The following is a 13,082-nucleotide window of genomic DNA, read 5'->3' as shown; positions in this document are numbered from 1 at the left end:
CGCAAGATTTCGATTGAAAGATACTGGAGGGTAAGAATGAAGAAATTTATAAGAGTTTTAACATTCACTATATTTTTTATAATAATAACTAATATAACTAGTCATTATAAAATGACATATGGTAGCGTAAATGAGGAAAAGCCTGTTAGAATAAGTATATTAATACGTACTTTAGAGGATCCATACTCTGTATTGCTTAAACAAAGCTTTGAAGAAATTCAAAAGAAAAACGAAGGTAAAGTTGAAATGACTTTTTATGACTGTAAAGACAATCAAGCAATACAAAATCGAAACCTTGATTTAGTACTTAAAAGCGATAGTGCAGATTTAATACTATTAAATTTAGCAGATTCTAAAGGATCGCAATATATCATAGACAAGGCGAAGCAAAGCAATATGCCAATAGGTTTATTTAATATAGAGCCGCCTAGCATAGATGCTGTAAGATCTTATAACAAAGCTTATTTTGTGGGAACAAATTCAGCAGAAGCGGGAATACTTCAGGGAAAGATCCTTGTTAATGAATGGAATAAACGTAAAAAAGATATAGATAAAAACGGTGATAATATATTGCAATATGTTATGTTAACTGGACCTCGTGATAATTTGGAGGCAATTGGTAGAACCAAATATTCTGTTTTAACTTTAAATGATGCAGGTATAAGAACACAAGAAATTGCTTTAAGAGTATGTGATTGGAAGGAAGATTTAGCTAGAGATGCTATGGAACAAGTATTTTTACAAAATGGTGATAAAATTGAAGCGATAATAGCTAATAACGATGCGATGGCAATTGGTGCAATTGAAGTGTTACAAAAGTATGGTTATAATAAAGGCGGTAACAGTAAGATGATACCGGTTGTAGGTGTAGATGCTATTCCGGAAGCTCGTGAGTTAATTAAACAAGGTGTTATGACAGGCACTGTTTTGCAGGATGCTAATGAAATGGCTCAAGCGACTTATGATATTGGATTAAATCTAGTTTTTGGCAGACCACCACTTGAGGGCACTAAATATACATTTGATGAGACAGGAGTTGCAGTTCGTATACCTTATAAAGAATATATAGCGAGTAGTTAAAATATTATTAAGAATAATTATAGTAAAATTTTAAAATCATGTTTAGAAAAGTAAGGAGGGATTGAAGGAAGATGTTTAAAAAGGTATTAAAGTTTATTGGACTTTTCGTTATTATGGTTACAATAATGTTAAGCTATAGTGAAAATTTAGCGGAGGCTGATATGCGACTTACTGAGGGGAAAATTATTAATGTAGGAGTATTATTATATAGATTTGACGATGATTATATTTCTTTTGTGCGTCAAAGCCTAGAAAAAATTCAAAAGGAAAATGAAGGTAAAGTCCAATTTACTTTTTTTGATGGAAAAAATCAACAATCAATTCAAAATAAAACTCTTGATGTATTACTTGAAAAAAACAATATGGATCTTTTATTGGTAAACTTAGTAGATACTAATAGTACACGAGATGTAATAAATAAAATTAAAGAGAAAAATATTCCTGGAATTTTGTTTAACAGGGAACCAGTTTCTATAGAAGCTATTAAATCCTATAATAAATCGTACTACATAGGAACAGAAGTAGCTGAAGCTGGTGTGCTTCAAGGAAAAGTTATTACGAATGCTTGGAATAGCAACGAGCCACCAATAGATAAAAATAATGATGGAATATTACAATATATTATGTTGATGGGAGAAAGTGATAATCTTGAAGCAGTTACAAGGACAAAATATTCTATATTATCAATTAATAATTCAGGAATAAAAACACAAGAACTTGCTTTAAAGGTTTGTAATTGGAATAAAGATGAAGCTAAAAGTGCTACAAAAGCATTACTCTCACAACTTGGAAATAAAGTTGAAGCAATAATTGCGAATAATGATTCTATGGCAATAGGTGCAATTGAAGCGTTGCAAGAGTATGGTTATAACAAAGGGGATAAAACTCAAACAATAACAGTGGTTGGAGTGGATGCGATACCAGAAGCCCAAAAATTAATAAAGGAAGGGATTATGGCAGGTTCTGTACTTCAAGATCCTGATGCTTTAGCTAAAGCACTTTATAAAGTTGGAACTAATCTAGTTTATAATAGAAATTCTCTTTATGATACAGAATATAAATTTGATGAAACAGGAGTTTCAATCCGTCTTCCATATAAAAAATATATGCCTCAATAATTGTTTTTGTATAAAATGTAAAATAATTAGCTTTACAATATCATAAAGTTAAATTAGTATATAAATTAATAAAATATTCACAAATAAAAAGAGCAGCTATGCTGCAATCAAGAACTTTTCATAAATAAAATTATAAGGATGTGGGGCTAAAAATGAGTAAATTAGAACAAATAATTACGTATAACAAAAACTTTATACATAATAAAGAATATGAAGAATACGTAACAACTAAAATACCAAAAAAGAAAATGGTAATATTATCTTGCATGGATACTAGACTAACAGAATTATTACCAAAGGCAATGAACATTAAGAATGGTGATGCTAAAATCATCAAAGATGCAGGAGCGACTGTTATGCATCCATTTGGAGGGGTAATGAGAAGTATATTAGTTGCAGTGTATGAATTTGGAACAGAAGATGTTTTTGTAGTAGGACATCATGGTTGTGGAATGAGTAATTTAGACACAAAAAGTCTAGTTAATAAAATGATAGACAGGGGCATACAAGAAGAAACCATATCAACGTTAAACAATGCAGGTATAAATGTTGAAGGATGGCTTCATGGATTTGAATCAGTTGAAGAATCTATAAAAGAAAGTGTTAAGATGATTAAAAATCACCCATTAATGCCAAAGGATGTGAAAGTCCATGGTTTGATTATATCTCCAGATACAGGAGAATTAGAAATAATAATAAATGGTAGTGAGATTAAATAAAGTATTAAATGCCCTTAGATAATCTAAGGGCATTAATAATTAAATTTTAAGTTTCCAAGATGTGTTTCCAATATCTTTTAGGCATCATTCTAGACTGAAGTTTTAAATTTTTCCGTTCCTCAATAGTTGTTGATTTAAAGTAAGTTTTCCAAAGCGTTGAATATTCATCACTATGAGATTTAAGTTCCTCATAGCTTTGATTATCCATATGAATTATTTCATAGGAGGACTTATTGTATATTAAAGCCTTCTCTCTTGAAATATCATGAATTATAAAATATTCTTCTGGATATCTACTTTTAAAGTGGTCGCCAAGAAGTTCTAGAATGTCATTATCAGGCTCGATTGAAGAATATAAAAACTTATCATCTATATAATTAAATCTAACAAAGCCCTCAAATCTATGGCTTTCCAATGAAACTCGTCTATTTATATTATCTACGTGTCTTATTATATCTATATTAAGAAAACTATGAACATCATGCCCGAGTTTAAATGCTGCTTTCAAATATTTAAAAATAATCATAGCTTTTTCTTCAGTGCTACTTAAATATACTAGATATATCTTTTTTAAAGCTAGAAAATCTATTTTGTTTATTATTGCATCTTTTACTTTCTTAAATTTGTCTTTTTCAGTAGATATATCGATAATATTCCCAAGCAAAAGGGGAGTGTTCGATTCATTTCTTCCATAGATAGATGTAGGACTATCTTTAGAATAAAAACCATAATATATTGAAGTCAATAAACCTTCGAAAGTATCATCATATATGTAGATATTCATAATTAAAACTCTCCGCTTATAGAAGTAAATTTATCATTTATTAGTGAAATATTATGCTCAGGTAACAACAGATTAGGCTTATTAGATATATTATTTAATTTATCTAATGAAGTATTAATTTCTTTAGGAATTATAATGCCTGATGGCATAGTTTTTTCTTCTAAAGGATACATATCGAAAAAAGACAATTGATTAGGATTTAAATTTACACCTTTAGGAACATTTTGCTCTAGAAGTTTATTTTTTATTTTGATATCATCGAATAAAACATCACCATAATATTTCCCACTGCAAGTAATAAAGTATTTTGCTCTTTTGAGAGTCACTCGTATATTTCTCAAATCTTCAAAAGTTAAATTGTGAACTCTTCTGATTTTTAGAATCTTTTTGGCAGAAGTTACTCCTATACCAGGTATACGTAATAATTTTTCGTAGGAAGCTTTATTAATTTCTATTGGAAATTCGGTTAAATTTGACAAAGCCCAATGGGTTTTAGGATCAAAATTTAAATCAAAATTATCATTTTCGTTCTTTAAAAGTTCATCAGCTTTAAAACCATAATATCTAAGCAGCCAATCTGCTTGATATAATCTATGTTCTCGAAGCATAGGAGGATGAGTTATGTCAGGAAGAAGTTTATTATCTTTTATAACAGGAACGTAAGCAGAGTAATAAACCCTTTTTAAACTAAAGTTATTATAAAGAGCTTCAGAAAGCTTTATTATTTTTCTGTCACTTTCAGGAGTAGCTCCTACAATTAGTTGGGTGCTTTGACCGCCAGGAACAAACAAGGGAGTACTTTTTATACTTTTTTTCATCTCACCATAGTTAATTATGGAATTTTTAATAGTCTTCATGGGACTTAGAATTTTATCCTTACTTTTTTGAGGAGCTAAAAGTTTCAGGCTGTCACTTGATGGAAGCTCTATATTTACACTCATTCTATCTACATATGTACCAGCCTTTTCAATTAATACCTCATCTGCACCTGGAATCGCTTTAAGATGAATATATCCATTAAACTTTTTTTCTTCGCGCAGCTTTCTAACAGTTTGTAGTAAAAGTTCCATTGTATGATTGGGATTATTAACAATGGCAGAGCTTAAAAACAACCCTTCAATATAATTACGTTTATAAAAATTAACTGTAAGATCGCAAACTTCATCTGGGGTGAAACTGACTCTTAAGAAATCATGTGATAATCCGTTGATACAGTATTTGCAATCAAAAACGCAGTCGTTTGAAAGTAATATTTTAAGCAAAGAAATACAGCGTCCATCAGGGGTAAAGCTATGACAGATGCCGCTTTCAGATGCATTCCCAATTCCATTATTAGAATTTTTTCTCTTTGATCCAGAAGAAGAACAAGAGACATCATATTTCGCTGCATTAGATAAAATTTTTAATTTGCTCATTAAATCCATACATTACACTTCCTTGAAATAAAAAATATATAAGTTTTAAGGAATAGTATCCTCGAACATATATTCGTAATAATATTATATACGAATATATGTTCTAGTGCAACGGGGTATTAATATTTTGTGAAACTTTTAATAAAACTTAAGTGGTGTAAGACTTTTTTATTAAGACGCAAAATAAAATTAGATACATGCTTGCACAATAACATGTATCTAATTTATTTTGGTTCATACGTAAAATTAAGTTACGATAATTTATATTTATTTTAAGCAGGACCTACAGTATCACGCTCAATCAAGGAGTTCATAAGTATTATTCGCTTACTGTATGAATTGTCATACTCTATTTTTTCTATTAACAACATTGCGGCATTTGTTCCAAGAAGAAACATGTTTTGATCAATTGTAGTCAGTTTCGGTTCTACAAATTTACTTAAGTCAATATTATCAAATCCAATGATTGATAATTTTGAAGGCACGTCTAAATTCAATTTCTTACAAGCATTGAGAACACCAACAGCCATAAGATCATTACAGGCAAAAACTGCAGTTGCAGATGTAGTTTTTAGGATATCTAAGAACATATTAAGAGTATTATCCACAGTCTCGCTGCTATTACCATTGCCGATGTTGATAATATTTTCGGGTTTATAATTATTTAATTCTTGCATTATTTCTCTATAAACTTTTTCTTTTACATCGTAAGAATAACTATCTTTTCCTCTAACAAATAGGATGTCTTTGTGATTGTTATCTATGAGATGATTCAAAGCCATATTTGCACCCATAGCTTCATCATTAATCACTGATGAAATATTATTAGATACTGAGTACCCATTTACAAATACAAGGGGAGTTTGCTTTGAAATATTATGATAAAATTTAGATTTTACATTTTCTGTATTAGGGTCTATAACAATTATTCCAGATACATTCCTAGATAATAAATTATTTATACATGTTTGTTCATCATCTTTATCATTATTACTACAAGCTAAAACTAAAGACAAAGAGTTGAGTTTTAAGCTATTTTCAATGCCATTAATAACCTCAGGGAAAAACATATTATTAATACTAGGAACTACAACACCTATAGTAGCTGACTTTTGCTGCGTAAGTTCACGTGCCTGCATATTAGGAATATATTTTAGTTCATCTATTACTTCTAATACCTTTTTTTTGGTTTCTTCCTTTACAGGGTAGTTTCCATTCATTACTCTTGAAACTGTTGCCACAGATACGTTTGCTTTTTTAGCCACATCTACTATAGTTATCTTCATAATTATTCCACCTTACAATATATTTATAAATTTATCAAAAGCAGCTAATCCTAATTCATTCCTTTTGAAAACACCTGCATGACATAATACTTCCAAGAATTTTAAGCCGACTTCTTCTTTTAATAATTCATCAACATTTTCCTTGGATATGTTAACATGCTTTTGTAAAAGGTATTTATACCAATCAGAATGTTTTGCTACCATTTCATCATCTGAAATATCAGCTTTTCTATTAATTAAATAATCCTTTAGGGAATTTAATTCCTCCTTAAGTCTTGCAGGAAGAACTGCAAGCCCCATAACTTCTATTAATCCTATATTTTCTTTCTTAATATGATGTACTTCATCATGAGGATGGAAAATACCAAGAGGATGTTCATCGCTAGTTCTATTATTTCTTAAAACTAAATCAAGTTCATACTTACCATCTCTTTTTCTTGCAATAGGAGTTATAGTGTTATGTGGTTCTTCGTTTGAATGGCTCATTATATCTACAGATTCATCAGAATAACCTCTCCAAGAAGACAAAATATGTCCTGCTAAATCTAGTATTTTATCTTTATTAGTACCTGAAATTCTAACAACAGACATAGGCCACTTAACTCTTCCGACTTCAATATCTTCGTAATTTTTTATAGTATATGTCTTTTCTATAGGGGCTTCTTCCATGGCAAAAGTATAATGACCACCTTGGTAATGGTCGTGAGATAGTATTGAACCGCCCACAATAGGTAAATCAGCATTGGAACCAGCAAAATAATGAGGTAGTATATCAGTAAATACTAATAAATTCTTAAAAGTATCTTTGTTGATTTTCATAGGTATATGTTCGCTATTAAATATAATACAATGCTCATTATAATAAGTATAAGGGGAATACTGCAAGAAATATTTTTTTGTATCAAAATCCAGCGGTATAATCCTGTGAGTTTGTCTTGCGGGATGATTTATATGTCCATAAAACCCTTCATTTTCTTTACATAGTAAGCATTTTGGATATGAACTGGATTTTACTAATTTTGCTTTTGCAATATCTCTTGGATCTTTTTCAGGTTTTGATAAATTAATTGTGATATCTAGGTCTCCATATTCTGTAGGAGCTTTCCAAACTACGTTTTTATCAATTCTATCTTTTCTTATATAGTTTGAAGCAATGCTTAAAGCGTAGTAGTATTCAGTAGCTTTTTGTGGAGATTCTTTATATAATTCGTTGTATTTGCTAATAACTTCAGAAGGCCTTGGCATAACGCAATTCATTATAGCGGTATCAAATAAGTCTCTTTCAGTTACTGTATCTTCAATTAATTTATTTTCACAAGCATAATCTAAAATATTTTCTAAAATAGGAGTTGGAGTTTCAAGGTTGTCATTAACATTAGAAACTTCATACTCGTTTATATTTAAAGTGCCAAGTAACATATTTGTAGAATATATTACGTCATCAGTATTTATCAGTTCTTTTTTCAATGCAAAATTTATAAGTCTGCTTATCTCATGATTTATATTTATCATGTTAAAACCCCCGTAATTCTTAATGACAAGTAGCAAGTGAAAAGTGATAAGTTTAATGATGAAATCACTTCTGGTGATTTCTAAAAAAGTTCTTGAAAAAGTCAGTGGCTTTTATTTTTAAACTTATCACTTATAATTTTTAATTTGTCACTAAACTTTTATTTATCTTCATAGCCGTTTGGATTATTTTTATGCCATGTCCAAGCTGTTTTTATAATAGCTTTAACATCTGTATATTTAGGTGTCCATCCTAGAAGTTTTCGAGCTTTTTCATTTGAAGCTATTAACCTTGCAGGATCTCCAGCACGCCTTTCACCTACAACAACATTAATTTCTTCATTAGTAGTTTCTCTTGCTGAATCAATCATTTCTTTAACACTAAATCCAAATCCGTTACCTAGGTTGAAGATGTTACTTTCATTACCTTTTTGTAAATACTCAACAGCCTTTATATGTGCATCTGCTAAATCAAGTACATGAATATAATCTCTTATACAAGTACCGTCTGGAGTATCATAATCTTCCCCGAAAACAGTTATAGCATCTCTTTTTCCGAGTGGAACTTGAAGGATTAGTGGAATTAAGTGGCTTTCAGGTGAATGGTCTTCACCGATGCTTCCATCTTCTAGTGCACCAGCAGCATTAAAATATCTTAAAGAAACATAATTTATTCCGTTAGCTTTGTTAACCCATTTCATCATTTTTTCCATAGTTAGCTTTGTTTCACCATAAGTATTTGTTGGATTGGTTTCATCACCTTCAGAAATTGGAATTCTCTTTGGTTCTCCGTAAACTGCTGCTGTTGAAGAGAAAACTATATACTTAATATCATGTTTAACCATGCTTTCAAGTAATATCTGCATTCCATATACATTATTATTGAAGTAAAGCAGAGGTTTAACCATACTTTCACCAACTAAAGAATTAGCAGCAAAATGTATGATAGCTTCAACATTATTTTCAGAAAAAACTTTATCTAAGAATTCTGAATCACGGATATCACCTTTATAAAATTTTGCTTTTGGATGAACAGCCTTCAAATGGCCTGATTGTAGATTATCAACAATTATAACGTCTTTATTTTGTTTTATAAGCTCATGTACTGTATGTGAACCAATGTATCCAGCACCACCACAAACTAATATTGACATATTAACATCTCCTTCATTTAAAGAATATATATTCTAAAATTTGATTAGCTAAATCTATTTTTTAGTTCATAGCTATAAAAGCATTTCTATATATTAAAGTTTGAAAGTTTTAGAATACATTTATTATGATAAACTTAATTTGGTATAATTCCAATTAGTTTCTAAATAATTTTTCTAGTTCCATCTGAAATGCTAACTACATAGAAACTAGGTTCATGACCAATCTTATTAGTATATTCAGCTTTTACTTTTTCGATGAATGAGTCTATACAGTCTTCTTTTACAATATTAACTGTGCATCCTCCAAAACCAGCACCTGTCATACGAGCGCCAATTACTCCTTCGCTTTCCCAAGCAAGAGCAACTAAAGTATCTAATTCTAATCCAGTAACTTCGTAATCATCTCTTAGAGATACATGAGAGTCATTCATAAGTTTTCCAAATAGAGCTAAATCATTTTCTTCTAGAGCTTTTACAGCTTTCAAAGTTCTTCTGTTCTCGTATACTGCGTGTTTAGCTCTTTTTGCTTTAATAGGATCTGAAATACAAGATTTTATTTCTTCAAATTCTTCTTCCGTAAGTTCACCTAAAGCATTTATGTTTTTAACTTTTTGGATTTCAGCTAATGCAGTTTCGCATTCACTACGTCTTTCGTTGTATTTAGAATCAGCGAGTCCACGCTTCTTGTTTGTATTTGCAATTACTATTTTATATCCGTCCATAGCTAGCTTACTATAAGAATATTTTAAAGTGTTGCAATCTAAAAGAATTGCACAGTTTTCTTTTCCCATGCCAATAGCAAATTGATCCATAATACCACAATTTACTCCGATGAATTTATTTTCAGCTTCTTGGCACATTTTTACTATATCTACCATATTAATATTTAAATTGAATAAATCATTCAATATTGCACCAGTTAAAACTTCTATTGAAGCAGAAGAAGATAAACCAGAACCGTTAGGAATATTTCCATAGAATAGTATTTCAAAACCGTTAGGAATTTTATATCCATGATTCTCAAAAGTTTTAATTACACCCTTAGGATAATTAGCCCAATCATGCTGTTTTTCATATACCATATCTTCTAGATCAAATTCTAAGATGCCTAATTCTTTGAAATTTAAAGAGCTAACTAATACTTTTTTATCATCTCTTTGTTTTACCAAAGCATAAGTCCCTATAGTAAGAGCACAAGGAAAAACATTACCTCCATTATAATCAGTATGTTCACCAATTAAGTTAACTCTACCAGGCGAGAAGAAAACATTTTCAGAGTCCTTCTTAAATAGTTCACTAAAATTACCTTTTAATATATTGATATCTTCCATATTTCATTCCTCCTTCTTATATTTATAGTAAGCGATTACTATAAAAAAGTAAAGGGGGAATTTTATAAAATCATAATGATATTTTATGAATTTTCAGGGTGTAAAACATGAGTATTGCTGGAATGTATAAGGAGATGCTTGGTTTTAGCGGGTTTGAGGAAAATATGAAAAATTATCCTGTTCCTTCATAGAATTAAATTTTGTAGGAATGTACAAAAGATAATATAGAAAAGGCTTACTATAATCAAAGCACTAAGATTACTATAGATATTGAATCTATATGTCGATCTATTTATACAAAATTTAATAGGCAGCTTAATTTATAAGCTACCTATTTGGCATCCTTTTTACTTTTTTGAATGGCGAGAATTTCTGCCCATGTTATTCATATTATTCATGTTATTTGCATTACTATTCATGTTATTCATTCCCATGTTGTTTTGGTTGCCCATTAGCATGCTTAAAAGGGAATTAATATCATTCATATTATTTCCGGCATTACCATTATTGTTCATATTATTCATTGGATTATTATTGGCATTATTCATATTGTTCATTGGGTTATTATTAGGATTACCCATGTTACCCATGCCCATATTGCCCATTAGCATATTCATTAATGGATTACCATTCATATTACCCATACCGCCACCCATTGATCCCATGAGCATATTTAATAAAGGATTGCCACCCATCATATTGGGGTTCATACCGCCTGGGCTGTTGCCGCCATTTGGGTTAGGCATCATAGGATTGCCTCTCATGCCTCCACCCATACCGTTAAAAAATGAAGCTAGTAGCATATTTATTAATGGATTCATTTTAACCACCTTGCTATAAATTGTTTTAATATAGTTTATTGCAGTTAGGCATAAAAGGATACAAAAAAGAATAATTAACTATTATAAATATTATATAAAGTATCTTTAATGACAATAAACAAAGAATAAAAGAAAGAAAAATGAATAAAATAAATATAGAATCTAAGGCTGAGAAATATAACCTTAGTTCTTTTTTATTTTTTTGATTGCACATTAATGGAGAATAAAGAAAACTAGAGAATATAAGGTAAAAAACTTAGGAGAACTTTATGAGAATAGGAGAATTAGAATTAGCAATAATCGATATAATTACATTTATAGGTTTATTAATTACATTTTTAACTGGGGTATTAAACTTATTTCAAAATAAAAAGACACTTTATATAAATAATATTACAAGATTCAGAGTAATATGGATAACTACACTTAGAACCCATATTTCAAGTCTTAAGGAGTTAAGTAACATAACGAATTTATATGTAAGAACTAGAGATGGAAGAAATAAGATAGAATTTAGAAGGGAATTAGAAAGGGTTGTTTCTTTAATAAAGATGCAATTGAATTTTACAGGGACCCTTGATTGTCAGTTAATATGTAAGGTGGATGCATTAAAGGCAGCACTAAATAGTTATTTGTTAGCATACTATTGCAAGAACACTGTTAACAAGGCAGAAAATGATAATGAAGTCATTGATAAATTTAAAGAAGTTATTGATGTTATTACTGAAAAGAAGTTACTAGAGCAGCTTCTAAATATAGCCATAAGCAATAAAAAAATTGAAGCAATTAATAAGGCAGAAACTCCAAGTTTATTAGAATTAAAAAATGAAGTTAAGCTGGCTTACATGGGCGATTCAATATTAATTAAGCAAATGATTAAAGAAATTGACTATATGATAATAAATTATGAAAGTGAAATTGAATGTTTAAATTGTGATATAGATAAAATTGTACAGATATACTTAAAAGCCGAGTGGGTTAGATGTAAGATAGAAACTAAAATGTGGCCTTATAACAGGTATGATGAAGACAAGGTAATTAAAAGATTGCAAAAAGAATATGAAGATCATTGGAAATAAATGCAGGTTGTATGTTTAAATAAACCTGCATTTAGTTGTTAAATTAGTTGAATTTTTATACTTGATATGCCTTAACATAGAAAGGGTAAGTGAATTTACCAAAATGGATATTGATTGGAAAATACTATAGTGATATTATTTTATTTAAATAGGATATATAAAAACATAACTAGATATATCTTAAGGAGGTAATATATAATGGAAGAAAAAATAGATAGAGAAAAAGCGTGGGATCTTCTTTGTAAATATAATAAAAGTGATGCACTTAGAAAACATGGCTTAGCAGTAGAGGGAGCAATGAGACATTTTGCAAAACTTTATGGTGAAGATGAAAAGTTATGGGGAGTGATAGGACTTTTACATGATATTGATTATGAAATGTATCCAGATCAACATTGTGTTAAATCTCAGGAAATAATGAGAGAAGAAAATTTGCCGGAAAGTTATATTAGGGCAGTGGCATCACATGGATACAATATAGTTGTGGACATTAAGCCTGAAAGCAATGCAGAGAAGGTGCTATATACTATAGATGAACTTACAGGACTTATAAGTGCAGCAGCACTAATGAGACCTTCAAAAAGTGTTATGGATTTAGAAGTTAAATCAGTAAAAAAGAAGTTTAAGACAAAAGGATTTGCAGCAGGTGTAGATAGGGATGTTATTTTGAATGGATGCAAAATGATTGATATGGAGTTAGATAAAGTCATAGAGAATACTATTTTAGGAATGAGAGATGTAGCTGAATCAATAGGTCTTTAATTCAAACTTTGATATAGAGATTAT

12 protein-coding genes are annotated in these 13,082 nt (G+C 29.9%); 5 read left to right on the top strand and 7 right to left on the bottom strand.

The features are described 5' to 3' along the window. The first annotated feature begins 36 nt into the window (after positions 1-36). The 3 genes from D2A34_RS02645 to D2A34_RS02635 all read left to right on the top strand — a co-directional run bounded on the left by D2A34_RS02645 (position 37) and on the right by D2A34_RS02635 (position 2,917). Positions 37-1,080 carry a galactose ABC transporter substrate-binding protein gene (locus D2A34_RS02645; RefSeq protein WP_079440364.1) on the top strand — a complete coding sequence of 348 codons (1,044 nt, stop codon included), beginning with the start codon at positions 37-39 and terminating at the stop codon, positions 1,078-1,080. A gap of 71 nt (positions 1,081-1,151) precedes the next feature. Further along, positions 1,152-2,198: a galactose ABC transporter substrate-binding protein gene (locus D2A34_RS02640; protein WP_079440363.1), complete on the top strand. Its 1,047-nt coding sequence runs from the start codon at positions 1,152-1,154 to the stop codon at positions 2,196-2,198. 152 nt (positions 2,199-2,350) lie between these two features. After that, positions 2,351-2,917 carry a beta-class carbonic anhydrase gene (locus tag D2A34_RS02635; RefSeq protein WP_079440362.1) on the top strand — a complete coding sequence of 189 codons (567 nt, stop codon included), beginning with the start codon at positions 2,351-2,353 and terminating at the stop codon, positions 2,915-2,917. Between the two features lie 46 nt (positions 2,918-2,963). Here D2A34_RS02635 and D2A34_RS02630 read toward each other — a convergent pair whose 3' ends face one another. The 7 genes from D2A34_RS02630 to D2A34_RS02600 all read right to left on the bottom strand — a co-directional run bounded on the left by D2A34_RS02630 (position 2,964) and on the right by D2A34_RS02600 (position 11,217). Beyond that, positions 2,964-3,701 (bottom strand): TIGR03915 family putative DNA repair protein, encoded by a 738-nt coding sequence (locus tag D2A34_RS02630; RefSeq protein ID WP_079440361.1) that lies wholly within the window; start codon positions 3,699-3,701, stop codon positions 2,964-2,966. A gap of 2 nt (positions 3,702-3,703) precedes the next feature. Then, positions 3,704-5,125: a putative DNA modification/repair radical SAM protein gene (locus D2A34_RS02625; RefSeq protein ID WP_079440360.1), complete on the bottom strand. Its 1,422-nt coding sequence runs from the start codon at positions 5,123-5,125 to the stop codon at positions 3,704-3,706. Positions 5,126-5,388: 263 nt separating this feature from the next. Beyond that, a complete protein-coding gene (locus D2A34_RS02620; protein WP_079440359.1) occupies positions 5,389-6,402 on the bottom strand; it encodes a LacI family DNA-binding transcriptional regulator in 1,014 nt (337 codons plus the stop codon). Between the two features lie 12 nt (positions 6,403-6,414). Continuing rightward, positions 6,415-7,914 carry a UDP-glucose--hexose-1-phosphate uridylyltransferase gene (gene galT, locus D2A34_RS02615; protein ID WP_079440358.1) on the bottom strand — a complete coding sequence of 500 codons (1,500 nt, stop codon included), beginning with the start codon at positions 7,912-7,914 and terminating at the stop codon, positions 6,415-6,417. A gap of 158 nt (positions 7,915-8,072) precedes the next feature. Beyond that, positions 8,073-9,065, bottom strand: coding sequence for a UDP-glucose 4-epimerase GalE (gene galE, locus D2A34_RS02610; protein WP_079440357.1), 993 nt, complete (start codon positions 9,063-9,065; stop codon positions 8,073-8,075). Positions 9,066-9,226: 161 nt separating this feature from the next. After that, a complete protein-coding gene (locus tag D2A34_RS02605) occupies positions 9,227-10,396 on the bottom strand; it encodes a galactokinase (protein ID WP_079440356.1) in 1,170 nt (389 codons plus the stop codon). A gap of 347 nt (positions 10,397-10,743) precedes the next feature. Next, positions 10,744-11,217, bottom strand: a complete 474-nt coding sequence (locus tag D2A34_RS02600; RefSeq protein ID WP_119365641.1) for an RNA-binding protein — start codon at positions 11,215-11,217, stop codon at positions 10,744-10,746. A 269-nt stretch (positions 11,218-11,486) separates the two neighbouring features. On the opposite strand from D2A34_RS02600, the gene D2A34_RS02595 reads away from it, so the two are divergent. Together D2A34_RS02595 and D2A34_RS02590 are read left to right on the top strand one after the other, a co-directional pair. Further along, a complete protein-coding gene (locus D2A34_RS02595) occupies positions 11,487-12,296 on the top strand; it encodes a hypothetical protein (RefSeq protein ID WP_079440354.1) in 810 nt (269 codons plus the stop codon). A 198-nt stretch (positions 12,297-12,494) separates the two neighbouring features. Continuing rightward, a complete protein-coding gene (locus tag D2A34_RS02590; RefSeq protein ID WP_119365640.1) occupies positions 12,495-13,058 on the top strand; it encodes an HDIG domain-containing metalloprotein in 564 nt (187 codons plus the stop codon). The last annotated feature ends 24 nt before the right edge of the window (positions 13,059-13,082 follow it).

The sequence above is a fragment of the Clostridium chromiireducens genome, assembly GCF_003575225.1.
GTDB lineage: Bacteria > Bacillota > Clostridia > Clostridiales > Clostridiaceae > Clostridium > Clostridium chromiireducens.
The sequence above is the reverse complement of the archived record's forward strand: the minus strand, read 5'-3'. Positions and strand labels throughout refer to the sequence as shown.

Coding starts and splice junctions, on each gene's coding strand:
- galE (WP_079440357.1), bottom strand. CDS start 9,065: ATGTCAATATTAGTTTGTGGTGGTGCTGGATACATTGGTTCACATACA.
- D2A34_RS02605 (WP_079440356.1), bottom strand. CDS start 10,396: ATGGAAGATATCAATATATTAAAAGGTAATTTTAGTGAACTATTTAAG.
- D2A34_RS02625 (WP_079440360.1), bottom strand. CDS start 5,125: ATGGATTTAATGAGCAAATTAAAAATTTTATCTAATGCAGCGAAATAT.
- D2A34_RS02620 (WP_079440359.1), bottom strand. CDS start 6,402: ATGAAGATAACTATAGTAGATGTGGCTAAAAAAGCAAACGTATCTGTG.
- D2A34_RS02595 (WP_079440354.1), top strand. CDS start 11,487: ATGAGAATAGGAGAATTAGAATTAGCAATAATCGATATAATTACATTT.
- galT (WP_079440358.1), bottom strand. CDS start 7,914: ATGATAAATATAAATCATGAGATAAGCAGACTTATAAATTTTGCATTG.
- D2A34_RS02640 (WP_079440363.1), top strand. CDS start 1,152: ATGTTTAAAAAGGTATTAAAGTTTATTGGACTTTTCGTTATTATGGTT.
- D2A34_RS02630 (WP_079440361.1), bottom strand. CDS start 3,701: ATGAATATCTACATATATGATGATACTTTCGAAGGTTTATTGACTTCA.
- D2A34_RS02645 (WP_079440364.1), top strand. CDS start 37: ATGAAGAAATTTATAAGAGTTTTAACATTCACTATATTTTTTATAATA.
- D2A34_RS02600 (WP_119365641.1), bottom strand. CDS start 11,217: ATGAATCCATTAATAAATATGCTACTAGCTTCATTTTTTAACGGTATG.
- D2A34_RS02635 (WP_079440362.1), top strand. CDS start 2,351: ATGAGTAAATTAGAACAAATAATTACGTATAACAAAAACTTTATACAT.
- D2A34_RS02590 (WP_119365640.1), top strand. CDS start 12,495: ATGGAAGAAAAAATAGATAGAGAAAAAGCGTGGGATCTTCTTTGTAAA.